This window comes from Streptococcus sp. XMC, from assembly GCF_021341835.1.
In the GTDB taxonomy this organism is placed as follows: domain Bacteria; phylum Bacillota; class Bacilli; order Lactobacillales; family Streptococcaceae; genus Streptococcus.
In genome coordinates, this window is the sequence record NZ_JAJTNQ010000005.1 from 63174 (window position 1) to 86980 (window position 23807).

The following is a 23807-nucleotide window of genomic DNA, read 5'->3' on the forward strand; positions in this document are numbered from 1 at the left end:
AAGATTTCATTTCAGACTCTCGGAAGTTTTGAGACAGTAGGCTCAAATCTTAGGTATGGAATCCCAGAGGGATTCGCTACCGTCCGTCCTCACCTAAGGAAAGTCTCCAATTACTTTTCTTAAGATATTTCCTATTCATCTGGCTGGTATTCCAGGATATCTCCGGGCTGGCAGTCCAGTTCTTTGCAGATGGCCTCAAGGGTAGTGAAGCGGATGGCTTTGGCCTTGCCTGTCTTGAGGATGGAGAGGTTGGCGGTAGTGATGCCTATTTTGTCAGCTAGCTCATTGGATTTCATCTTTCGCTTGGCCAGCATGACATCTAGATTGACGATAATCATGGTCCCCTCCTTAAATGGTCAGCTCATTTTCTTCGGCGATCGCAATTCCTCTCTCTAAAATCTTGCCAAGGACCCAGACAATTGGGACAGCGAGGAGGAGTCCCGTATTAAAGGTCAATTGGAAGGTAAAGGGAAGGAGATAAACGTCGCCACTGGTTTCAAGTGTACCAGACATAAAGGACAAGACCAATAAGATCTTCCAAGCTCGGTTGCAAAGATCAATGTTGGAGTGAGAAAAGATCTTTTCTTGGTAGAGATTTTGGAGGAAGCTACGAATGGTGATGAGAAGAAGAATATAAATAGCACTTGAGGCTAGTGGGAAGAGCAACTGCCATAGGGGTTGCAGATGTTTTGGGAAAAGCTGGATGCCATTCACCTCAAAGGACAAGCGCCCAGATTGAACGAGATCCTTAAACACACCCATCCGTGAAAGAAGGTGGATGACCAGTGCTGCCACGGTCATAAAGCCACAGAAGTAAATGAAAGCCGTTAAGACTTCAATGATATTTTTTAGGGTTTTCGAGTTTTTCATCGCAAGCCTCCTGAAAGTTTATTTATTATTTACTTATAGTATACTCCTTATAAAAAAATAGTCAATAAAAAAGTATCGAAAAACGATAAAAAATTTATGAAATTCGGTCAAAGTTTGCTTTAAATAGAATTTGAGGTATACTAATAGGTAACTACCATTTCAAGGAGGTATTGAAATGATCAAAAAGTTAGATAAAAAATATCTTTGGATGATCATCGCTTTTGTGAGTGCAGTGGTTCTAATTGGTGGAGTCTATCTCTACTCTAGCTCCAATATCCAACCGGATCATCAAAAAGAGTTCAACCAGACCTCGAAGACCTCGGCTTCCTCTAAGGAAAAAGCCATCGATTTGTCTGGTGAATATGTCTCTAGCGCGCGTGATAAGGCCAAGATTCAAAAAGATGGGAAATCTTGGAAGATTGATTATGAGACAGAAGATGGTCCTGTATCAGCAACTTTCTCAACTGATTTCAAAGTAGAAGGGGCCAATAAAGTTTCTACTAGTCAGATGAAAAAGTCAGATGGAAATACTGATTTTACCATCACTGTTCGTATCTTTAAATACCAATCAGATAAAGATCCTCTCATTACGGTCACCATGTCAGACAAAGATCCTGATCACGAAATGGTCTTTGCCAATCGGAAGGATTTCTTCAAGTCGACGAATCCAGATGACGCAGTACTGGATGGAGATTTGACAACCTTCTCAGGAAGTTATTCTAATGAATCTATTGAACAACAGATTGCAGATTCAGGCTTTAAGTTGTATGGATATAGTCCAGAAGATTATTACAATCACCGGACTACTGTCTTTCCTTCTATCTACTCTGATAAGGACAATGGATGGAGTTTCTGGAGTGGAGCTAGCAATGTCCAATTTGTCCTCAATAAAGATAAGAAACCTAAGAAAGCAGGCGCGACCTATCAGGTTTACTTTGTCCAAGCTGGGACAACCGGAGCAAGTCCTGGTCAAGAATTGATTGTCACCTTGATTCCTGAAAATGTTCAAGGTCCTGATGGCGTCGTTTCACCGTTGAGACGTATCTTCTACCATCAAGCCTCCTTCCATGCCTACCAGGACAAATGGTGGGAAGCTTACCCAGAGCCTAAGAAGGAAGCAGACCTCGATATTGCGGCTATCAATAGTGGAGACTTCTCAAGTCTGGCAGGGACATGGCGCAATGCCAAAGGCCAAGAGATGGTCATCCAAGAAGATGGAACTGTGAAAGGCCAAGGAAGATTAAAAGCAGTCCCGAACTCTGATAAGACAAGTAAAGTCCCTTATGTAGACCTACGTGTGGGAGAAACAGGAGTAGCTGTTGGCCTCTTTAAGATTGGTTTTGAAAATCCTGATGGAGACCAGTCAGATAAGAGCAAACCTCGCTTAGTTGTTACCCAATCAGCTGGAAACTATCCAGCGGATCAATACTTCTATCGTCAATAAGAAGCGAAAAACCCAGGAAATATGTTTTCCTGGGTTTAAGATTGAAGAAAAAGCTTCTTTAAAACTTTCCTTAGGTGAGTACGGACGTCAGCGAACTTCTTCGAAGTTCCATGACTAATTATTGAGCCTAAGGTCTCAATAATTCCGAGTGCCTGAAACAACTGTGTTTCAGGCACTTTTCTCACTGCGGAAAGTTTTAATTCTACTTAAATAAATTTAAAAATAGAAGTCATTCTTTTGAAGAATCATTTAGCTATTTTATGTAAAAAGCAGTTTGGTCTACATTCAAAACCCAGGAAATATGCTTTCCTGGGCTTTGTTTTGCTTTAATTCATTCTCTTTCTATAAAAAATTCGTTTACACCATTCGATGTAAACGATATTGTTCCATTTCATAAAATAGAGTTGAAATTGTCAATCTTTGTGCTCAAGAAGCAGAGGTGAGGAAGGCTCGATTTCTTTTTTTCGCTTGAAAAATGTAGCCATTTGAACCAGGATACGGGGAACGGTCTGCCATTTTTTCCAAGCTTGAACACGGGTGTCGAGGAGTTGCTTTGCTAGACGTTCTAGCATCTCCCTTTCTGTAGGATCGAGGTCTTGAGCATTTTGAAAGATCTCTTTGATCTTGGAGAAATTTTTCAAGTTCTTCAAATCATTGATTGAAGTGATGCCTGCGTCCAGAAAAATGCCAAAAAAGGTATCAAAGAACTTCTTGCGCTCATCCGCCGATGTTTCGCGAACCCACTGCTTCAGAGTCTGGTCGGTTTGTTGGCTATCGGGACTAGTTTGATCCAGGGTCACAAATCCATCCTTTTCAACCATCCACGTAAAGGCGTCATGCTGGGCAAAGCCACCAAAGGCTCGACTTTTAACAATTGTAGCAGGCTCAGGAACTTCCAGCATCATGCCGACGATGGATCCTTGTGGGACAAAGCGGTGAATTTTAGGTGATGTACGCTGGTAGCCTTCTGTTTCAATAATGGCCTTGTTGAGACCAGGAGCATCGTAGCTGTAAATAGCGTCGACTCGTTCAAATAGGTAATCTGGAAGATAAGAGCAGGCGTAGGCTGCGAGATTGCCCCCTTTGGAGTGACCTGCCACCAGGAAGCGCCCTTTGGGAAATTCCTTCATGACATGTTGTAGGTAGCTGGCTGCACGCCTCTGAGATGGGACATGGTCCATATAGGTCATGTGGAAGTCTTCCTTCCAGCCGATCAAGGTATCATCCGTCCCCCTGAAGACAACTAAATAAACATCCATGGTAAGACGATAGGTCATGGCCGCAAATTGCTTCTGAACATCAGGATCGTACTCATCGACATAGTTGAGGAGTTTGATGTTCTTAAAGCGCTTAGAAGTAGCTAGCTCATCGACTAATTGCAGGTGTTGGTCTGTCACGATGAAATTGGTAGTTTGATCGACTAGCGCTGCCACATCAGATAAGCGCACTTCAATATTGGTCGTATCTCCTTGGGGAACGATTCGATTAAAAGGAAGATAGGTCAACTCCGTTAGTGCCAAGACATCCAATTCCTTAAAGGGACGATCGTAGATGGAATCATAGGTGACATGGTCTAGATAATCAAAAATCGTGGACATGAGATTCTCCTTTGTATCTGTATATTCAGTATAGCATAAAATACTTGAAAAGCCCCTCTGTAAAAATAGGTAATTGACGAAAGGGAGTAGCCTGTCAGTCGATATACCGAAAAAAATGTATGCTTCTTGGATAATTTGATATAATGAAAGGGTAATACTCTAGTAAGAAAGAGCAGGAAAGAGCATGCATAAAATTCTTCTTGTCGAAGATGATGAAACCATTCGCCAACAGGTAAAGAAAATCATGGAACAGTGGGGCTTTGAGGTCATTGCAGTTGATGATTTTATGGATGTATTGGGGACCTTCGTCCAGAACAATCCTCATCTGATACTGATGGATATCGGCCTTCCTCTTTATAATGGCTACCATTGGTGCCAGGAAATTCGTAAGGTGTCTAAAGTCCCGATCATGTTTTTATCCTCACGCGATCAAGCCATGGACATTGTCATGGCCATCAATATGGGGGGAGATGACTATGTGACCAAGCCATTTGATCCCAATGTCCTCCTGGCAAAAATCCAGGGACTCCTTCGCCGCTCTTATGAGTTTGGGACTGATCAAGATTTGTTAGAACACCGGGGTGCTATCCTCAATCTCAAATCCATGGATCTGGTCTACGAGGGAGAAGTGGTCAATCTAACCAAGAATGAATTTCAAATCCTTCGCATTCTGTTTGAGAAGGCTGGAAGTGTAGTGGCTCGAGATGACCTGATGAAGGAATTGTGGAACAGTGATTTCTTCATTGATGACAATACCCTTTCGGTCAATGTAGCTAGACTCCGGAAGAAACTAGAAGAAGCAGGACTGGAACATTTTATTGAAACGAAAAAAGGGATAGGATACGGGTTGAGCAATGGGTAATCGATTCTTTTTTGTTAAGCACTATCTGCTTGCTCATCGTCGTTATCTCTATTTGTTGGGATTACTCCTTTCTTCCCTCCTCTTGTTTGCCTATATTTTCGAAGGCTACCGCCATTTCCTCCTTTACCTGACGGGAATTTTGGCTTTCTTGACTCTTCTCCTTATTATTTGGGATACGGTTGCTAAGTATCAGGCTTATCAGAAGGAAGTGCTCTATGGAGAGGGGGTAGCTGAGACTCCTCTAGAAAAGGTCTTGAGTCAAAAGCTAGCAGCCAGTCAGCAAGCCCAGCGGGAGCAGACGACAGTGAGTATTGAGACCTACAATGATCTGATGGATTACTATACCCTCTGGGTCCACCAGATTAAGACCCCCATTGCGGCCAGCCAACTCTTGGTTCAAAATATAAAAGACAGCGACCTGAGAAAGCAAATGGAGCAGGAACTCTTTAAGATCGACTCTTATGCCAACGTGGTCCTCCAGTATCTGAGACTCGAAAGCTTTCACGATGATTTGGTGCTTAAGCGTGTTCCACTCGAAGAGCTGGTCAAAGAAGTGGTGAGAAAGTACGCTATCTTCTTTATCCAGAAGGGCTTAACGGTGGATCTGCATGATTTAGATGCTAGGGTCATCACCGATCGCAAGTGGCTCTTGGTCATCATCGAGCAATTGCTGTCTAATAGCCTCAAGTATACCAGCACTGGCGGGATTGAGATCTATTTCAAAGACCAGACGCTTTATATGAAAGATAGTGGGATTGGAATCAAGGATAGCGACATACTCCGTGTCTTTGAGCGGGGATTCTCCGGCTACAATGGGCATTTGACCCAGCAATCTTCGGGACTAGGCCTCTATCTGTCTAAAAAGATTGCAGACCAGCTAGGGCATCAACTCCAAATGACCTCACAAGTTGGCCAAGGGACGACTGTTGCCATACGTTTTGAGGAGAAGAAATTGGTGATGGATTAGGGGAACTCGCCTATACTAATGATTCTCTCCCTAAGGTTCTCTTTTATTTGAAAATGACAAAAATGTAAGGTTAGATTTTAAAAATGAAAGGTTAGGTTATGGTGACCACCTTTTATTTTTTATACAATAGTCTCATCAAATAAAGGAGGTCAAGAAAATGAAACTCTTGAAATGGATGAAACAACCCAAAAAGATTAAGAAACCAAATAACCAAACTGATCTGGAAAAGGTAGAATTTGGTCGCAAAGTCTTGCAACAAACCCAAGAATTTTTCTTGATCTACTAGTTAAAGGAGAAAAACATGTCATTACTAGACGTTCAACATATCAAAAAAATCTACAAAACCCGCTTTCAAGGAACGCAAGTCGAAGCCTTAAAGGACATTCACTTCACCGTGGAAAAAGGGGAATACGTCGCCATCATGGGGGAATCAGGATCCGGGAAATCCACCCTTCTCAACATCCTAGCCATGCTGGATCAGCCAACCGAAGGGCGGGTCTACCTAAATAACATAGACACCTCAACCATCAAGAACAAGGATGCCTCCAGTTTCCGTCGGGAAAAACTAGGCTTTGTCTTTCAAGATTTCAATTTGTTGGATACCTTGTCTGTCAAGGACAATATCCTTCTGCCCTTGGTCCTCTCTCGTAGACCGGTCAAGGAAATGATGAGTAAGGTCGATAGCGTCAGTCGGGAATTGGGCATCCACCAACTGCTTGAAAAATATCCCTACGAAATCTCTGGTGGGCAAAAACAACGGGTAGCCGTAGCACGGGCTATCATCACCTCGCCAGAAATCCTCCTTGCGGATGAGCCAACAGGGGCGCTAGATTCCAAATCATCTGCTGCGTTGCTCGACGTCTTTGAAGACATCAATAGCATGGGGCAAACTATTCTCATGGTGACCCACTCAACCGCAGCAGCAGCTCGGGCCAAGCGCGTGCTCTTTATCAAGGACGGGATTCTTTACAATCAAATCTTCCGCGGGGAGAAAACCGAGCGTCAGATGTTCCAAGAAATCTCGGATACCTTGACGGTCATGGCAAGTGAGGTGGGGTAGATGTTTCGATTAACCACTAAATTAGCTTGCTCCAATCTGATCAAGAACCGCAGGCTCTATTATCCCTTTGCGATTGCGGTCATTCTCGCAGTGACCATCGCCTACCTCTTTGACTCCCTGACCTTTAATCCCCACATTTCAAAACTTCGAGGGGGATCTCCCATGCTCTTCACCCTTGGCTTGGGACTGTTTGTGGTCAACGCTGCGGGGGCCATCATTGTGCTCTATGCCAATAGCTTCGTCATGAAAAACCGCTCCAAGGAACTGGGGATCTACAGCATGCTGGGCCTTGAGAAGCGCCATCTCATCAGCATGATTTTCAAGGAACTCTTGATCTTTGGCTTTTTGACTATCTCAAGCGGAGTGTTGATCGGGGCTCTCTTTGACAAGCTGATCTTTGCCTTTCTCTTGAAACTCATGAAGATGAAGGTCCAGCTGGTATCCACCTTCCAACCTGGGATTGTCATCTTGGTCTTTGTCACCTTTGGTCTCATCTTTGGCCTCCTAGTTTTTCTCAATGCTTGGCGAATTCTCCGTTTGAATGCCCTGCAGTTGACGCGTGAGAAGGCTAGTGGTGAAAAGAAATCCCGCTTCTTGTGGCCCCAAACCATCCTGGGTTTAGTTTCTCTTAGTTTTGGCTACTACCTGGCTTTGTCAGTCAAAGACCCATTGTCTGCGATTGTGATTTTCTTTCTAGCGGTTGTCTTGGTCATGATCGGAACCTACCTGCTCTTTAATGCTGGGATCACCGTCTTCTTGCATCTGCTTAAGAAAAAGAAGGGCTATTATTACCAACCCAACAATATGATCTCGGTCTCTAACCTCATCTATCGCATGAAGAAAAATGCAGTGGGACTTGCGACTATTGCCATCCTCTCAACCATGGTGCTAGTGACCATCTCTGCTGCGACCAACATCTATGTTGGTGGCGAAATGGTCAAGAAAATTATGGCTCCTCATGATTTCTCTGTCCAAGGAAAAGGGGTAGACCTGGAGCAAATCAATCAGAAATTTGATGAATTTGCTTCTGAGCACCAGCTTGAAATCAAGAATCGTGACCTGATGACCTATGCCAACTTTGGAATCAAATCCCAAAAGGGCACAGACTTTACGGTCTATCCAGCTGACGAACGCAGCGTCACTCCCAAAACCGTCTTTATGGTCTTTGACGCAGCTAGCTATGAGCAGATGACAGGAGAAGAGGCCGATCTGACTGGCAACCAAGTTATCCTCTTTGCTCATAACGAGGCTCTCAAAGGCCAAAAGCAGTTTACTATCAATGGCCAAGACTTCCAAGTAAAGGAAGAAGTGACCAAGGATTTTATCACAGATCACTTGCCCAACATGTATAACATGCTGACGGAGGATTTCAATTACCTAATCGTTCCAGATCTCTCAGCCTTTATCGCCCAATTTCCAAATCTTGCCATCTATACCAATATCTATGGTGGATTCAATGTCAATGTCGGTGAAGACCAGCAACTCAAGCTGGCAGCTAGCTATGATAAGATGATCGATGAATTGAGCAGTCAACAGGGCCAAGGAACATTTGTCTATGGAGGTAACCGAGCCAATGATGTGGCAGAGTTGAATAGCCTCTTTGGTGGCATCTTCTTTATCGGGATTTTCTTGTCACTGATCTTTATGGTCGGAACGGTCATCGTCATCTACTACAAGCAAATCTCGGAAGGTTATGAAGACCGTGATCGATTCGTCATCCTCCAACAGGTGGGGCTTGATGAAGATGAGGTCAAACGGACCATCAACCGTCAAGTGCGGACCGTCTTCTTCCTTCCCCTCATCTTTGCCTTTGTCCACCTGGCCTTTGCCTACCATATGATTCGCCTCATTCTCAAAGTGCTCGGTGTCATCAATAGTGGCCAAGTCCTCGTCGTCACCCTCAGCGTCTGTGCTGTCTTTCTCATCACCTACCTAATCGTCTTTTGGATCACCTCTCGGAGTTATCGTAAGATTGTGCAGATTTAGGAAAAGAAACTCAAATTAAATTAGAAACTTTCCTTAGGTGAGTACGGACGTCAGCGAACTTCGAAGAAGTTCCATGACTAATTATTGAGCCTAAGGTCTCAATAATTCCGAGTGCCTGAAACATAATTATTTCAGGCACTTTTCTCACAGCGGAAAGTTTCAATATACTCTAATAATAATCAGATATTATTTGGATATTTTTGCACAATAATCCAGCATAGGTTATTCAAAGAAAAGAATTGTCAATTTTTTTAGCTTGCTCATAGCGGGCTTTTTTGTACGAAAACCGACTGCGATTGTTTTTGTTTTTCAAAGGGATACACAAAAAAGACTGAACCCGTAGAGTTCAGTCTTTGTTCACTTTCTATTAAAGTGATGTAAGGAAAGTCAATCCCCCTAGGATGACACCTGCCGAATTCGGAATGATCAAAATCCAGTCTTTTTTAGGTTCCTTTGTCCAACCATAAATGACCCAGATCAAGCAAGAAATAGCAGCTGACAAGGGTTGGAAAGGTTGGGCCTTATTTCCCTGTAAATTAGCAATAATTTGTGGGATGTAGGCAATGAAAACGATAATCCCAATAAAGGCACCGATCGAGCCAACGATTTGGTTGATTTTTTGTTTATTCATAAAATTTTACCTCTGTGTATCAAAATAGCATAAGTAGGAAGAAAATGCAATTAATTTGCATGCTACGCAAAATGAAAACGATCACATTTGCAAAAGAATTAGACAAAGTGTCAAAAAATGGCAACTAGAGAGAAAATTCACTCGAAAAGAAATCCATCTTCCTGCAAAATCACAAGATTGTGACACTTTACAGTTTAGTAACATTTGAAAAAAGTACTTGAATTTTAAGAGGGCAAGCGTTAGAATAGTGCGTACTTTAAAAATGAAAGGTGTCATAAAAATGAATGAAAAACAAATGAAAATTCTTGGTTGGGTTGCGACCTTTATGTCTGTGATGATGTACGTGTCTTACTTTCCTCAAATTATGGATAATCTCGCTGGTCACAAAGGAAACTTTGTCCAACCCCTTGTCGCAGCTATCAACTGTAGCCTTTGGGTCTACTACGGACTCTTTAAAAAAGAACGCGATATTCCACTTGCTGCAGCCAATGCACCGGGGATTATCTTTGGTTTGATCACAGCCATCACAGCTTTATAAGAAGAAACTAGCTCCCGCAAGGAAGCTAGTTTTTTAATACCTTACAGAAATGTAAGAAATCAGGGTAAAAATGAAAGGTTAGCTTATTGTAGATCTCTTTCCAAATCGTTACAATAGAGATGTAAGAAGTTCTATTAATATCAATCATATAACTAGATGGAAATGGAGAATGAAAATGGCCTTATTAGATGTACAACATGTGAAAAAAATTTACAAAACCCGCTTCCAAGGAACGCAGGTCGAAGCCCTAAAAGATATCCACTTCACGGTTGAAAAAGGGGAATACGTCGCCATCATGGGGGAATCAGGGTCCGGGAAATCGACCCTTCTCAATATCCTAGCCATGCTGGACCAGCCGACCGAAGGGCGGGTCTACCTCAACGGTACCGATACTTCAACTATCAAGAACAAGGATGCTTCCAGCTTCCGTCGGGAAAAACTAGGCTTTGTCTTTCAAGACTTTAACCTGCTTGATACCTTGTCTGTCAAAGACAATATCCTCTTGCCTCTGGTCCTTTCTCGCAGACCGGTCAAGGAAATGATGACTAAGGTGGATGGCGTCAGTCGGGAGTTGGGCATTCACCAGCTCTTAGAAAAATACCCTTACGAGATCTCTGGTGGGCAAAAGCAACGGGTAGCCGTAGCACGGGCCATTATTACCTCGCCAGAAATCCTCCTTGCTGATGAGCCAACAGGGGCGCTGGATTCCAAGTCTTCGGCTGCGTTACTAGATGTCTTTGAAGATATCAATAGCATGGGGCAAACCATTCTCATGGTGACCCATTCGACCGCCGCCGCAGCGCGTGCTAAGCGCGTGCTCTTTATCAAGGACGGGATCCTCTACAACCAGATCTTCCGCGGAGAAAAGACAGAGCGTCAGATGTTCCAAGAAATCTCGGATACTCTGACAGTCATGGCGGGAAAGGAGGATCGTGATGTTTAAATTAACAAGTAAATTAGCTCTTTCCAACCTCAAGCAAAATCGCAAGCTCTATTATCCCTTTGCCTTGGCTGTCATTTTAACGACCATGATCCTTTATAGTTTTATCGCTTTGGCATCGACCCCTCATTTAGAGGATTCTTACGGAGGGGGGGCGGCGAGAACTGTTCTTGGTTTTGGTAGTTTCGTCGTCCAGCTGGTCGTCATCATTTTGGTGGCTTATGCCAATGGCTTTGTCATGAAAAATCGTTCCAAAGAACTGGGCTTGTACAGTGTTTTGGGAATGGAGAAGAAGCATCTCCTCATCATGACCTTATGGGAATTGCTCTTCTTCTATGTTCTCACAGTTGGAGTAGGACTGGGCTTGGGACTCTTGTTTGATCGCTTGATTTTCGCCTTGCTCCTAAAATGTATGGGGCTACCAGTCGTCATTCAATCAACCTTCCAGATAGGGGCTGTTCTAGACACTTTACTTGGGTTAGCCTTAGCTTTTGGCCTCATTCTCTTGTTGAATTCTTTCCGCCTCTTGCGCTACAGTTCCCTCCACCTCATGCAACAGAAAAAAGCAGGAGAGAAGAAGGGACGCTTCTTGCTGGTCCAAACTCTTTTAGGACTTGGGCTCTTAGGAATTGCGTTTTATATAGCGCTAACCGTTGAGCGTCCGGTTGCGGCTGTCCAAGGATTCTTTATTGCCGTCATATTGGTCATTCTAGCGACTTATCTCTTATTCAACGCAGGCTCCATTACCTTCTTAAGATTTCTCAAAGGTAGGAAATCCTACTATTACAAGCCAGAGAATTTTATATCCGTCTCTAACTTAATAGCTCGGATGCGAAAAAATGCAGCGGGCCTTGCGACCATTAGTATTCTTTCTACCATGGTCTTAGTCACCTTAACCGGGTCGCTCAATATCTTTATTGGAGGGCAGAACTACCTAGATACTGTTTACCCTTCTGATTACATGATTAGTGTGGGGCATATGCCTTCAGATGCTGAGACAGAACCGGCTATCAAGGATGTTCAAGCTCAAATTAAGAAAACAGCCGATGCGACAAATCTATCAGATTATCAGGTGGCACAGACAACATACTGGTCGGCTGAAATTCGAAAGATTGATGGAAGGAGCTTAGAGGTTTATGAACAAGCTGGTCAGGAGATGAAGACAGAGGGAACAGTCTACTTTTTTGATCAGGCGACTTACGAGCAACTGACGGGTCAAAAAGTTGAGCTTGGAGAAAATGAAATCTTAGCTTATGGGTATCAGTATCCAGGAAGATTAGACGCGCAATTAGATATCAATGGGAAGACCTTCACGATTAAACAAAAACTAGACTCCAATTTTATCCAAGGAAAACTCCCTCAATCCGACCTGTTTCAACATCAAATGGGTTTGTACCTTGTCCTCCCTGACTTGAACCAACTGGGACTAAAAGTTGATAAAAATTTGGAATTCGCTATTACTGCAAAAGATAAAGAGAATCAAGATTTCATCAGTGGCTTGATCAAAGACCTTTATTCGACAGACAAAATGAGTCAATATGGTGCGACTTTCTTTGGTGGATTTGAACGATACAGCATAGAGAAGGAGTGGCGTGAAACAGCAGGGACTCTCCTCTTTATTGGGATTTTCCTATCGGTCATCTTTCTATTAGCTACAGTACTCGTCATTTACTACAAACAGATTTCAGAGGGTCATGAGGATCGGGATAATTTTGTGATCTTGCAACAAGTAGGATTGGACCAAAAGCAAACCGGCACCACCATTCGCAAACAGATTCTCACCGTCTTTTTCCTTCCACTATTCTTCTCCTTCTTGTACCTAGGAGTGGCCTACAAGATGATTGCAAAAATCGTAGCCATCTTAGGAGCGACCAATGCGGGCTTGGTCCTTCAAACAACCTTAGCAATCTGTGCTGTCTTTTTCATCTCTTATGTCCTCGTCTTTCTTCTAACTTCTAGAAGTTATCGGAAGATTGTCGTGCGATAGGGTTTGAGATTATTAAGGCTTGAGAAATAAGATGAAAAATACAAGATTTTGCTAGAAACAAAAACACCGAGGATTTGATCCTCGGTGTTTTGACGTCAATCATTATTTCACGTGTTTTGCAAGTTCTTCTTGTGCTTTTTTATTGGTTTCTTCTTTTTCTTTCAACCAATTCTTATAAGCTTTGTCGTAGTCAGCCGTTGTGACTGTATCACTTTGTAATTCCATGTACTTGTAGTAGCTAGCCCCGTCTTTGATACCAATCAAGGAGAAGGCTTTTGTAAATGGTTTGATCTTCGTGATAGAAGGGACAGCACCCTTAGAGTATACAGGAAGTGCAAAGGCATTGTTTGTCAACCAAGCTTGAGCAACAGCATATTTTTCATAACGAGTTTTGGTATCCAATTGTTCTGCATTGGCATCATCCAATAGTTGTTTGTACTCGTTCAAACCTAGTTTTTCAATTAGGGCTTGGTCAGTTGCCGGATTGATTCCCATTCCTGCTAAGGCTGAACCATCGACTGGATTGAAGATATCCAAGTAAGTTGATGGGTCTTGGAAGTCAGGTCCCCAACCAGCGATATCCATATCAAAGTCTTTTTGATCAGGACTTTGAGCGAAGTAGGTTGCATTGTCCGCATCTTCCGTAGACAATTTCTGAACATCCACGACAACATTTTCTTTTCCTAATGTTTTTTCGATGGAGTCTTTCATTGAATCAGCTTGTTGCACAATGCTAGCAGAAGACTGGTCAACCACATAGTCGATGTGGATTGGGAATTGGACACCTTGTGCTTGGAGCTCTTCTTTGGCTTTAGCAAATTGTGCATTGGCCTTGTCCGCATTGAACATGCTATCTTGCGCATCAGCTAGGCTGACATCCTTCCAATCATCTCCTGTTGCAGCAAGTTTTTCTTCGACAACGCTACCGAAGTCTTTGTTGTCTACTTGCACAAATGTTGGAGGTACAAGAAGCGTACGAAGGGTTTTGCTAGCGCCATCTTTCCCGTTTGATTGGGCACTTAGTGAAGTACGATCAAGGGCAAAGTTGATGGCTTGACGGAAGTTTTTGTTTTGAAGAGCTGTTTTTGTTTGGTTCTTCTGGTCGTCTGTTGTCTTCTCGGTATGACCGTAGTTTTGACGGTTTACGTTGAAGTAGACATAGTAGACAGTCGCATCTTGCGGTGAATAGACGATATTGTCCTTGAATTTTTTCTCAATGGTGCTATAGGTTGAGCTCGTTGGGAAGAGACGCGCTGTGGTCAAGTTGCCATCAGAGAAGTTACGAGCTAGGTAGTCTTGGTCAGAACCATCGAAGTAGGTCAATTTGATATTTTCAATCTTCACATTGTCTTTGTCGTAGTAGTTCTCGTTCTTGGTGAACTCCATCAAAGATTTTGAAGTGAAGGATTTCAAGTAGTAAGGACCGTTGTAGAGGATTCCAGAAGGTTTGACGCTACCGAAGTCTTTTCCTGCAGACTCAAGGAATTTTTCATTGACGGGCATCATGGTTGAAGTTGTCAATTTAGAATTCCAGAAGGACTCCGGTTGAGCCAAGGTGTATTGGAGGGTATGGTCATCAATGGCTTTGACACCAACTTTAGAGAAGTCCGTATTTTTACCAGTGACATAGTCATCCAGGCCGGCTACTGAGTTTTGAACCAAGTAGAGGGCATCTGACTTGTTGTCTGCTACATATTTCAGAGAAGTGACGAAGTCTTGTGCAGTGACATCTGCATATTCGTTTCCTTCTGAGTCATACCATTTTGCATCTTTACGGAGTTTATAAGTGTAGGTTAATCCGTCTTTAGAAACAGACCAATCTTCCGCTAGTGCAGGGACGAGATTACCATATTTGTCATTTTCAAACAATCCATCAACCAAGTTAGTTGTAACGTCACTTGTTGTAGAACGGTTTGAAAGGAGGTAGTTCAAAGAATCTGGATCAGTACTAAACACGTATGAGTATGTGTTTGTCTGAGAAGATTTTGAAGATGATCCACATGAAGCAAGGAACAGGGCTGAAGCAACCGTGACACCTGCTAGGAAAGCTAGTTTAGATTTTTTCATCACTTATCTCCTTTAATAAAGATTTTGTATTATTATACACCTTTTTTTATAAAAAGCAATTGTTTTTCGAAATTAATTGTATATTTAGTCATATTGTTCGGATTTATTTAGTTTTATCCAATATTTTCACTATTATGCTTTACAAACTAGCTTGGGTGGAGTATACTAATAGTGAAAGGGCTAGTATGTAAAACAAACTAGCTAAAAGAAGCCTGAATAGAAAGGGGGAGAAGGATGAAAGAGTCGCAATTGCTAAAGGGTGTCTTGGAAGGTTGTGTTCTAGAAATTATTTCAAAGAAATCTATCTATGGCTATGAATTGATCCAAAGCCTCAAGGAAACAGGCTTTGATAAGATTGTTGCTGGGACCGTTTATCCCTTGCTTAAGAAGCTAGAGAAGCAGGGAGTCATAATAGGAGAGATGAGGCCCTCTCCGGATGGACCTGATCGCAAATATTTCTCTCTGACAAAGGAAGGAAGAGAGCGTCTAGAGGAATTTTGGAACCAGTGGCAGGATCTGGTCATTAAAGTAGAACGCGTGAAAAAGGAGGGGGAAGCATGATCGAAGATTATACAGAAAAAATGTCAGCCGAATTGATGCACCTAAATAAGGACAATCAAGCTTATATGAAAAAAATGATAGCTTATATTGGAGTGAAGTCCTATTTTTATGATGATGAGCTACTGGGTGAACAGCTCTACAATATGGTTTGCGATTTAAAGGTTGCTGAGCGAGACGGGATTGGTGCAATGGATTATTACGGAAAGGACCCAAGGGCCATGATGGACCAAGTTCTCTCGGAGTTACCTAGACGCAGGCTAGGTTCTTATGTGGGGTTATTCTTGATTCTTGGAACGATTTTCGTTGGCATGCGGTTTGTAATGGATTTTGCCTGGATGCTGCCACTGGTGATTGCTCCTTTAACATATTTGCTAGATCTATTCATTTTCTTTGTGTACAGTCAATTTATGATGTGGCTTTGGTCCAAACAGAGCTATGGGGAAATCAAGTGGCCTTGGGCTCTTGTTATCAGTGTGATTAGTTTGATCCTGTCTCCTAGGATAGAGCGCGTGTTTTCTGACCATTTGAGTCTGAATCGAAGTATCCTTTTGCCAGATGGTTGGGCGATTGTTCTGGCTTTTCTGGTTCTTCTTGGATTTACGATCATGACCTATAGAAATCAGGGACGGCTTGCTGTTAGCCTACTGGTCATGGGAGTGACTTTCTTTGTAACTGGATGCTGTGTTCGCTTTGTGAATCCAGGAACTGCTAATTTATTACGCTGGCTACTCCCTCTAATAGGACTAGTCTTGTCCTTCATTGTATTTCGTCTCCAAAGGAAGGGGAAACATCATGACATCAGCTATTTATTATGAAGAAACGCAGTCTTTGGTTCAAACCTTTAGCCAGGAGGACCAAGCTTATTTCCAAGATCTCTGGGATTATTTTAATTTCGCTGGCTTCTTATATGAGGAGAAAGCACTAAGAGAGCAGGTCTATAATCTAGCGCTGGATTTTTCGCAAGCAAACGGTGATGGATGGACGGCCAAGGACTATTTTGGACAGGATCCTAAGGGAATGGCAGACCAAATCATCGAGAACATGCCCAAAGAATCTACGCGATCTGTTCTAAAATATAGTGCAATCGTCTCAGAAATTGTGATTTTCTATCGCCTCTTAAGTGATTTTGCTTCGCAAGCAGTTCTGGTTCTCAAGCCCCTCGTCTATCTAACGGATAGTATTTTAGGACTTTTGGCCGTTGGGTTACTATTCTATCTCCTTCGTCGCCTCATTTTTGCAGAAGAGAAGTCAAAAAAAGCAATCTATGTAGCAGTTGTTCTCGTTCTGGGGATCTATTTTATCAGTGAAATAGTTGGGGTCCGTTTCTTGCCAGCTTTTGCCTGGTTGACGGTACCGAATCCATGGGATACTTTCCTGATGACAGGGGCTTCTGCAGGTCTTATCCTGTGGCAATGGAAAGAAGAGTTTGTTCGTGCCTTCATCTTTCCTATTCTGTCCTTCTTAGTAGTGGGATTCTTGCATCGCTGGACTTTGGCACAAGGGATTCAGAATTCTACCATGACCATGATCCTACCTACGGTAATCATTGTTATAGGATTGATGATTTACTATTGGTTCACGATTCGCGCCTTGAAAAAGAACAAGACAGAAAATGGTGAATAGAGTGAAAAGGGGGGAAGAAACTCCCCTTTTTCTGTTGAAAAACAACGAGCAAGCATGATTTTTGTTATAATGAAAGGGAGTATGAATCAAAGGAGAAGATGATGACATTCGAAGAAATTTTGCCTGGACTAAAGGCAAAAAAGAAATATGTGCGAACTGGTTGGGGCGGTGCTGAGAACTATGTCCAGCTTTTCGATACCATCGAGCAAAACGGGGTTGCCCTTGAAGTGACGCCTTATTTTCTCATTAACGTATCTGGTGAAGGCGAAGGCTTTTCCATGTGGAGTCCAACTCCTTGTGATGTCTTAGCGACAGACTGGGTGGAAGTTCATGACTAAACGTGTCCTTATTACAGGCGTTAGCTCCGGGATTGGTCTGGCTCAAGCTCGTCTCTTTTTAGAAAAGGGCTACCAGGTTTATGGGGTAGACCAGGGTGTTGATCCCCAGTTGCCAGGTGAGTTTCACTTCTTGCAGCGGGACTTGACCCTAGATTTGACGCCGATTTTTGACTGGTGTCCTGAGGTCGACATCTTGTGCAATACGGCAGGGGTATTGGATGACTACAAGCCACTTCTTGAGCAAAGCGCTCAGGAAATTCAGGAGATCTTTGAAATCAATTACGTGACTCCGGTAGAGCTGACACGGCATTATCTGACTCAAATGTTGGAGAAGAAGCAAGGGATCATCATCAATATGTGCTCCATTGCTTCTAGCCTAGCAGGAGGTGGCGGTCACGCTTATACTTCCTCCAAGCATGCTCTAGCAGGCTTTACCAAACAGCTGGCCCTGGATTATGCAGAAGCTGGGATTCAGATTTTTGGTATCGCACCAGGTGCTGTCAAAACGGCTATGACCGCTGCGGATTTTGAGCCAGGCGGTCTAGCAGACTGGGTGGCTAGCGAGACCCCTATTAAACGCTGGATAGAGCCAGAAGAAGTGGCAGAAGTCAGTCTCTTTTTGGCCAGTGGAAAGGCCTCTGCCATGCAGGGACAAATCCTGACCATTGATGGTGGTTGGAGTCTGAAATAGAGAACTGAGAAAGCAGGAGGTTAAAGTATGCACGAATATGATTTTGGTTTTTCCTTACCGAAAGGATATCAGGTATTTCTTGATGACTTAGGGGATCAGTCAGGTTATGACATTGGTGAGACGGGTATTTGTCTCTATGCTAAAGAAGATCTTACCGAACGCAATCAAACCTACCAGATTGATGAGGATGAACCAGATTTCTTTATGATCGGTCAAGATGGGGATCTGGCCTATTTCCTCAAAAAGAATGGGGACGATAGCATTTATGAAAATGATCTAGGTGCGCTAGGTTCTCTCGAAATGCAAAAGGTAGCTGAATCAATTACAGACTTTATTAATCAGATCTTGCAGGAGGAGTAAGATAGAAATAGAAAGGGGACTGAGAAAGATAGCTGCAAAAAGCTCGTCGATTTACTCAGTCTTTTTTAAAAAATTTTTTAAAAAATCTTTTCTCATTCATTTTGGATTCATCTTTCTTAGATAAAATAGAATCATCAAGAAGAACTTGATAAGAAAAAAAGAAAGTTGGTAACTAACATGAAAAAATCAATTAAACAAAAAGCCGTTGCAAGTCTCGCAATCTTCTCTCTATCAACTGCCGCTCTAGGCTCTGTAGTAGCCTTTGCCGATACTGGAACAAGTAAAAAGACTACTTCTTCAACAGTGACTGCATCTGTCACCCTTGCACAAGCTCAAGAAAAAGCTCTGAAAGAAGCTAAGGGTGGAAAAGTGATTGGCTACGAGCAAGAAGAAAAACATGGAAAAGCAGTGTATGAAGTGACCATCTTGGATGGAAAAAATGAAAAAGAATATAAGATCGATGGCCAGTCTGGTGCTATCTTGAAGTCAAAAACTAAGGATCTGAGTCAGGATCGTGAAGATCAGCAATTAATCGGAGCAAGTGTTCAGTTGGACTTGGCTAAGGTAGAGAGCCAGCTGAAATCAAAATACTCGAATGCTAGTATCGAAAAAGTAGAGTTAGATGTAGAAGATGGTAAACTTGTCTATAGCGTTAGCTTGCGAGAAGGCAATCAAAAAATTGAGTTAGAGTTAGATGCCAATACAGGTACCGTATTGGAAGAAGATGTGGAGCTGGATCACGATTAACTAGAGTAAGATCTCGACTAGGCTTTTCCTAGCCGAGATTTTTTATGGAAGCATGGTATAATAAGGGAAGAAATTTGGAGTAAGTGGCTATGAAAGTATTAGTGATTGAAGACGAAGTAGATTTGAATCGTAGCATCGTTAAATTACTGAAAACCCAGCAGTATAGTGTTGATGCGGCCTATGATGGTCAGGAGGCCTTGGACTACATTCGTGTGTCCCAGTATGACGTGATTATTTCAGATATTATGATGCCGCAGCTAGATGGTTTGGGGGTATTGAACTACTTGAGAAATCATCAGATTAAGACCCCAGTTCTGATGCTAACGGCTAAAGATAGCCTAGAAGACAAGGTAACAGGACTGGATGCTGGTGCAGACGACTACTTGGTCAAACCCTTTGAATTTGATGAATTACTGGCTCGGATTCGCGTCATGCTGAGACGAAATAATCGAGAAAACTTGACCAACCTGGTCCAATTTGGTGACTATTCCTTAGACCTGGCAAAAAAGACCATCCAACACAAGGGTGTTTTGGTTGACCTGACTTCCAAGGAGTATGAGTTACTAGAGTGTCTGGTGCGCCATCCCAATGTGGTTTTAAGTCGGGAACAGATTCGTGAGCATATTTGGGATTTTGATTATGTTGGAGAGTCTAATATCATTGATGTTTTAGTCAAGAATATCCGCAAAAAATTAGGTAATCCATCGATTATTCAGACAAAAAGGGGGATGGGCTATGTTTTCAAAAATGAAGAAGGACTCTAAGTCTCCCTCCATCGTTTCTAAGGTGACATTGTGGTATACCCTCTTTGTTTCTTTTCTCTTTGTTCTTATGTTTTGTGCTTCTTTTATCATTTCCGGAGCCTGGTCCAGCTATAGCTCACGTGGGGAACTGGAGCAGAAGACCATGGAAGTAGCTTCAGACCTTGAGGAATTTGAGCCCTTTGATGACGGCAATTATTTTGCACTCTACAATCAAAACATGAAGTTGGAGCAGGGTGCTCTGCCAAGTGGCTTTGATATCAATGCTGGCTTTGAGTCTGGGAAATTGTCGACGTATACCTCTTCCCAAGCAACCTATTATTATTTTGATGTCTATAATGAAAGTGAGGGCAAATGGATACGGGGCGTGCGCCTTGCTTCTGGTCTAGGAAGAGAACTAAGTATCTTTCTTCTTTCCTTGGCCATTCTAGCTCCTCTGTCCATCCTTGGGATGGCCTGGGGTGGACGTCGGATCCTTCGTAAGGCCTTTCTGCCGATCAGAGAGGTGACCCAAATGGCAGAGGAAATTGCAGAGAGCGGAGACTACAGTAAGCGCGTGTCGACCGAGCATCAGAAGGATTATGTAGAAACGTCTCGTCTTACCAAGGTCTTTAATAATTTGATTTCTTCTGTTCAGTCGACTTTTGAGAAAGAAAAGCAATTCAACCAAAATGTATCCCATGAGTTGCGGACCCCTCTGTCAGTCATCGTTTCGGAGAGTGAGTTTGGCTCCAAATATGCAGATAACCTAGAGGAGACCAAGGAATCTTTGACGGTCATTCATCGGCAGGCTAAATTAATGAAATCGATGACCGAGCAGATCTTGGAAATATCCAAGACCCAACACCTGCAGTGGTCGGATTTAAAACCCGTTTGTCTATCAACCCTGGTGTCAGATTATTGTCAGGGACAGGAAAGAAAGTGGGGCGAAAGCCCCATAGCCTTTGAAGTGAGCATTCAGCCGGACCTCTGGATTCAGGGGGATGCTGTTTTGGTCACTCGGATGCTGGATAATCTATTGAGCAATGCAGTGAAATTTACCAAGACCAAGGTTGCCATCCACTTGGTGGCTAGTCCAGCTGGTGCTGTTCTCAAGGTAGCGGATGATGGTATTGGGATAGCGCCAGACCATTTGAGCAAGATTTGGGATCGCTTCTATCAGGTGGAGGATTCTCGGAACAAGGGCCTCAATAGTGGTATCGGACTTGGGTTGTCCTTTATTAAGGACATTGCAGACCTCCATCGAGCAGAGGTGAAAATCATCTCTGAAGAAGGAAAAGGAAGTCTCTTTCGTGTGACTTTCCCACAGATCCAGGACAAGACTTCTGTCTAAGACGGTTGATTGAGCGATCAGTATGGGTTGAAAAGGGAAAATAATAAAGTGAAATAATAAGGATAAAATGAGTCTAGTAAAACCGCTAGGCTCATTTTCTATTTTAGCTTTATGGAAAGGGAATCTTATGGTATGATAGCCTAAAAGGGACCTGTAATATGGAGGTCAAACTATGGAAAGAGAGACTCAAAAAGGAGAAGGGATGCTCGTATTGACAGACACAGATCCAGCTATTTCAAGAGAAGATCTTTTACAATTTGAGGAGTTTCTTGGAAAGAACTTGCCGGAAGCTATGAAGAATTTTTATCTCCAGTACAACGGTGGCCAGCCCCAAGTAAAGGGTGTCCACGATGACCGTCATCTCTTTCCTTTCAATTCCTTTGACTCACTTGAGGAGATAAGGAAGTCTCTTTCCTGGTTTGATGATGAGGCTGTGCCTGAGGGATTTAAGGTCGCAGATCTTCTCCATTTTGCCTATGATCCTGGATCGGGTAACTATGCTCTTTCTCTAAGGGAAGAGGATTATGGCAAGGTGTATTTCTATGTTCTAGAAGAAACAGCTGAGTTGTATGGTCAATGGCCATCTTTTGAGAATTTTTTGAATTCTTTTGTTGAAGAGTGAGACTAAAAAGGAGAAGGGATGCGGAAATACCAAGAACTTTCACTAGAGCAGATCATCGAGCAGGTACGCATGGACAAGTTGGTATCAGATGATTTTTGCCTCTATGGCAAGGAGGATGGAGAACTAGCACTAGCTAGGTCCTATTGGGTATCAAATTATCCGGATGTCGTAGAAGACCGTGATATTTACCCGGCTGATGTAGTGGAGCAAGATCTCCAGCTAGTCTACTATGGAGAACAGATGATTGATGTTCTTTCGGTTGCACTTGAAGAAAAACCAGAGGCTAGTCACCAAGACTTGGTCGAGGCTTTGAATTATTATCAGCAGCACGATAACTTTATGCCCTTTAATGATTAGCTAGGTTGATTAGAGAAATGGTATCTGATGACTGATAGCATAAGGAGAGAAAATGATGAGAGAATATAAATTTGATGTCCATAACGAGATGTTTGTATCGATTCCAGAGGAAAGAGAAAAGGTCTGCCTTGCTTTAAGTGATTCTTTAGAGGTTATCAATGAGGAGTTGACTCCGTCTTATAAAGCAAAACTCGATAATCTACTGGATCAATCATCAGTATGGTATCCAAAAGCTTTGGAAAAAATTCAGGAGGAATTTCCAGAACTAGCGCACGCTAGACTCCTTTCCATTTTTATCTTGTCTGAACAAAGAGATGGAGACCAAATTTTCGGATTGGAATTTGGATTGAGAGAGGACTCGGAGCATGGTAGAGGACTTAAATTCTCCCTCGATAGTTTTGAAATTTTAGAATATGGTATAGGCGAAGTAGCATACTACTAGGTGTAGTCGATAACAAGAGAAGCACTAGAAGATGGAGCAGGATATGGTTGAGAAAGAATGGCGTTTTTATTCATCAGAGGATGATAGGGAGTGGGTGATTTTATCCGATCGTGATAGAGCTGAAACAAAAGAGGATATCCACTCTGTTAATCAGAAAGACTCCGTCATGCGAATGTATCGAAGACCGGGGGACTTTATCTCAGTGTCTTTGCTGTCCGCTTCTTATGAAATAGACGATGTAACAGGGAAACTTGGACAAGAGCGAGATTTCTATTTAAAAATTGAATGCCTGCAAGATGGATGGGCCAGTATCAGTTCTCAAGTCTATAAAAAAGAGGAAGCAGTAACCTTAGCAAGCCTATTTATGGGACTCAGAAAAGATGCGGCTATCAAACTTTGGAAGTTAAAAAAATTGGGTGAAAATAACCTAGGAGATCGGATAGAGAAATGACAGTCAATATCAATGAATTAGTGAAGGAGCTTGGTTTTTGTGTGGTGCCTACAAAGGAGAAACCATTTCGTCTTGATGAGGTCCGTTTCAACCTTTTGGCATATTTAGAGGATTATTCTAAAATGGGATTTTCTTTTGTTAAAGCAGGTGACGAACTAGTCGAACTAAGGAAAAATCAGGAGAGCTATAGGCTTGTTGGCCAGTGTTTTTTAGGTGCTTTTGTAATTGGAGAAGAGGAGCAAATCTTTTTACTTTGCAATCAAGAAGGAAGGGAAGTTTTTAAAGAAGCGAGGATTTATGTCAACTCTTCCTTGCAAGCTTTTGTTTCCTCTTATTCACTTTTTCTATCAGGCATCTTTCTTTTGAAAGCAAAGTTTTATGAGATTGAGCAAGATGAAGTCGAAGAGATTGCAGCAAATTTGAAGAACCAAGTACTTGCCTTGGAGAAGCCCCTTGAACAAGAATTGCCTTTCTGGGAGCACATGGCCTATTTGATAGAAGACGATGGAATCGTTCTAAGAGATGATCTCTTTCATATCTTAAATAAAGAGCAGTAGGAATAGAATTAAAT

28 protein-coding genes are annotated in these 23807 nt (G+C 42.5%); 23 read left to right on the forward strand and 5 right to left on the reverse strand.

All coding sequences use genetic code 11. The features are described 5' to 3' along the window. Window positions 1–131: 131 nt before the first annotated feature. Together LXO72_RS08745 and LXO72_RS08750 are read right to left on the reverse strand one after the other, a co-directional pair. Window positions 132–338 carry a helix-turn-helix domain-containing protein gene (locus tag LXO72_RS08745; RefSeq protein ID WP_023022515.1) on the reverse strand — a complete coding sequence of 69 codons (207 nt, stop codon included), beginning with the start codon at window positions 336–338 and terminating at the stop codon, window positions 132–134. Window positions 339–348: 10 nt separating this feature from the next. Next, the gene (locus LXO72_RS08750; protein ID WP_151191017.1) at window positions 349–870 is read right to left on the reverse strand and encodes a DUF2975 domain-containing protein; all 522 of its coding nucleotides are present in this window, start codon (window positions 868–870) and stop codon (window positions 349–351) included. Window positions 871–1045: 175 nt separating this feature from the next. Here LXO72_RS08750 and LXO72_RS08755 point away from each other — a divergent pair, with 175 nt between their 5' ends. Further along, window positions 1046–2314 (forward strand): DUF6287 domain-containing protein, encoded by a 1269-nt coding sequence (locus LXO72_RS08755; RefSeq protein ID WP_233332170.1) that lies wholly within the window; start codon window positions 1046–1048, stop codon window positions 2312–2314. A 413-nt stretch (window positions 2315–2727) separates the two neighbouring features. Here the strand turns inward: LXO72_RS08755 and LXO72_RS08760 are convergent, their stop codons facing one another. After that, complete coding sequence (locus tag LXO72_RS08760) at window positions 2728–3912, reverse strand: DUF2974 domain-containing protein (protein WP_233332171.1); 1185 nt, start codon at window positions 3910–3912, stop codon at window positions 2728–2730. 184 nt (window positions 3913–4096) lie between these two features. Here LXO72_RS08760 and LXO72_RS08765 point away from each other — a divergent pair, with 184 nt between their 5' ends. The 5 genes from LXO72_RS08765 (at window position 4097) to LXO72_RS08780 (ending at window position 8787) form a co-directional block, all read left to right on the forward strand. Next, a complete protein-coding gene (locus tag LXO72_RS08765) occupies window positions 4097–4774 on the forward strand; it encodes a response regulator transcription factor (RefSeq protein ID WP_120702292.1) in 678 nt (225 codons plus the stop codon). Then, window positions 4767–5741: a sensor histidine kinase gene (locus tag LXO72_RS08770; protein ID WP_233332172.1), complete on the forward strand. Its 975-nt coding sequence runs from the start codon at window positions 4767–4769 to the stop codon at window positions 5739–5741. Before LXO72_RS08765 ends, LXO72_RS08770 begins: the two co-directional genes overlap by 8 nt. 157 nt (window positions 5742–5898) lie before the next feature. Continuing rightward, window positions 5899–6027 carry a hypothetical protein gene (locus LXO72_RS10165; RefSeq protein WP_267913801.1) on the forward strand — a complete coding sequence of 43 codons (129 nt, stop codon included), beginning with the start codon at window positions 5899–5901 and terminating at the stop codon, window positions 6025–6027. A 15-nt stretch (window positions 6028–6042) separates the two neighbouring features. Next, complete coding sequence (locus LXO72_RS08775) at window positions 6043–6801, forward strand: ABC transporter ATP-binding protein (RefSeq protein ID WP_233332173.1); 759 nt, start codon at window positions 6043–6045, stop codon at window positions 6799–6801. After that, a complete protein-coding gene (locus LXO72_RS08780) occupies window positions 6802–8787 on the forward strand; it encodes an FtsX-like permease family protein (RefSeq protein WP_233332174.1) in 1986 nt (661 codons plus the stop codon). Between the two features lie 367 nt (window positions 8788–9154). Here the strand turns inward: LXO72_RS08780 and LXO72_RS08785 are convergent, their stop codons facing one another. Beyond that, on the reverse strand, window positions 9155–9418 hold the full coding sequence (locus LXO72_RS08785) for a SemiSWEET family transporter (protein ID WP_003012241.1): 264 nt from the start codon (window positions 9416–9418) through the stop codon (window positions 9155–9157). Between the two features lie 280 nt (window positions 9419–9698). Here LXO72_RS08785 and LXO72_RS08790 point away from each other — a divergent pair, with 280 nt between their 5' ends. From LXO72_RS08790 to LXO72_RS08800, 3 genes are all read left to right on the forward strand, one after another. Beyond that, window positions 9699–9956, forward strand: a complete 258-nt coding sequence (locus tag LXO72_RS08790; RefSeq protein WP_003006102.1) for a SemiSWEET family transporter — start codon at window positions 9699–9701, stop codon at window positions 9954–9956. 175 nt (window positions 9957–10131) lie between these two features. Beyond that, window positions 10132–10899 carry an ABC transporter ATP-binding protein gene (locus LXO72_RS08795; protein ID WP_154852291.1) on the forward strand — a complete coding sequence of 256 codons (768 nt, stop codon included), beginning with the start codon at window positions 10132–10134 and terminating at the stop codon, window positions 10897–10899. Continuing rightward, complete coding sequence (locus LXO72_RS08800; RefSeq protein ID WP_233332180.1) at window positions 10892–12883, forward strand: FtsX-like permease family protein; 1992 nt, start codon at window positions 10892–10894, stop codon at window positions 12881–12883. Before LXO72_RS08795 ends, LXO72_RS08800 begins: the two co-directional genes overlap by 8 nt. A 102-nt stretch (window positions 12884–12985) precedes the next feature. Here LXO72_RS08800 and LXO72_RS08805 read toward each other — a convergent pair whose 3' ends face one another. Then, a complete protein-coding gene (locus LXO72_RS08805; protein WP_233332182.1) occupies window positions 12986–14950 on the reverse strand; it encodes a peptide ABC transporter substrate-binding protein in 1965 nt (654 codons plus the stop codon). 234 nt (window positions 14951–15184) lie between these two features. On the opposite strand from LXO72_RS08805, the gene LXO72_RS08810 reads away from it, so the two are divergent. The 14 genes from LXO72_RS08810 (at window position 15185) to LXO72_RS08875 (ending at window position 23793) form a co-directional block, all read left to right on the forward strand. Further along, window positions 15185–15511, forward strand: a complete 327-nt coding sequence (locus LXO72_RS08810) for a PadR family transcriptional regulator (RefSeq protein WP_233332185.1) — start codon at window positions 15185–15187, stop codon at window positions 15509–15511. Then, entirely contained in the window at window positions 15508–16326 is an 819-nt protein-coding gene (locus tag LXO72_RS08815) for a hypothetical protein (protein WP_129822282.1), read from the forward strand. Before LXO72_RS08810 ends, LXO72_RS08815 begins: the two co-directional genes overlap by 4 nt. Beyond that, on the forward strand, window positions 16304–17134 hold the full coding sequence (locus tag LXO72_RS08820; protein ID WP_233332187.1) for a hypothetical protein: 831 nt from the start codon (window positions 16304–16306) through the stop codon (window positions 17132–17134). The genes LXO72_RS08815 and LXO72_RS08820 overlap by 23 nt, the downstream gene beginning before the upstream one ends. Window positions 17135–17235: 101 nt before the next feature. Further along, window positions 17236–17472, forward strand: a complete 237-nt coding sequence (locus LXO72_RS08825) for a DUF2829 domain-containing protein (RefSeq protein WP_000141913.1) — start codon at window positions 17236–17238, stop codon at window positions 17470–17472. Continuing rightward, complete coding sequence (locus tag LXO72_RS08830) at window positions 17465–18163, forward strand: 3-oxoacyl-ACP reductase (RefSeq protein WP_233332188.1); 699 nt, start codon at window positions 17465–17467, stop codon at window positions 18161–18163. Before LXO72_RS08825 ends, LXO72_RS08830 begins: the two co-directional genes overlap by 8 nt. Window positions 18164–18190: 27 nt before the next feature. Further along, the gene (locus LXO72_RS08835; RefSeq protein ID WP_233332191.1) at window positions 18191–18523 is read left to right on the forward strand and encodes a hypothetical protein; all 333 of its coding nucleotides are present in this window, start codon (window positions 18191–18193) and stop codon (window positions 18521–18523) included. A gap of 177 nt (window positions 18524–18700) precedes the next feature. Next, window positions 18701–19270 (forward strand): PepSY domain-containing protein, encoded by a 570-nt coding sequence (locus tag LXO72_RS08840; RefSeq protein ID WP_006596735.1) that lies wholly within the window; start codon window positions 18701–18703, stop codon window positions 19268–19270. 89 nt (window positions 19271–19359) lie between these two features. Continuing rightward, a complete protein-coding gene (locus LXO72_RS08845; RefSeq protein ID WP_233332193.1) occupies window positions 19360–20034 on the forward strand; it encodes a response regulator transcription factor in 675 nt (224 codons plus the stop codon). Next, on the forward strand, window positions 20006–21364 hold the full coding sequence (locus LXO72_RS08850; RefSeq protein WP_006596733.1) for a sensor histidine kinase: 1359 nt from the start codon (window positions 20006–20008) through the stop codon (window positions 21362–21364). The genes LXO72_RS08845 and LXO72_RS08850 overlap by 29 nt, the downstream gene beginning before the upstream one ends. A 172-nt stretch (window positions 21365–21536) precedes the next feature. Beyond that, window positions 21537–21986, forward strand: a complete 450-nt coding sequence (locus tag LXO72_RS08855) for an SMI1/KNR4 family protein (RefSeq protein WP_233332195.1) — start codon at window positions 21537–21539, stop codon at window positions 21984–21986. An 18-nt stretch (window positions 21987–22004) separates the two neighbouring features. Then, a complete protein-coding gene (locus LXO72_RS08860) occupies window positions 22005–22343 on the forward strand; it encodes a DUF7716 domain-containing protein (protein ID WP_233332197.1) in 339 nt (112 codons plus the stop codon). A 55-nt stretch (window positions 22344–22398) separates the two neighbouring features. Continuing rightward, window positions 22399–22785, forward strand: coding sequence for a hypothetical protein (locus tag LXO72_RS08865; protein WP_233332199.1), 387 nt, complete (start codon window positions 22399–22401; stop codon window positions 22783–22785). A gap of 43 nt (window positions 22786–22828) precedes the next feature. Then, window positions 22829–23236: a hypothetical protein gene (locus tag LXO72_RS08870; protein WP_123160032.1), complete on the forward strand. Its 408-nt coding sequence runs from the start codon at window positions 22829–22831 to the stop codon at window positions 23234–23236. After that, window positions 23233–23793 carry an immunity protein gene (locus LXO72_RS08875; protein WP_123160033.1) on the forward strand — a complete coding sequence of 187 codons (561 nt, stop codon included), beginning with the start codon at window positions 23233–23235 and terminating at the stop codon, window positions 23791–23793. The genes LXO72_RS08870 and LXO72_RS08875 overlap by 4 nt, the downstream gene beginning before the upstream one ends. The last annotated feature ends 14 nt before the right edge of the window (window positions 23794–23807 follow it).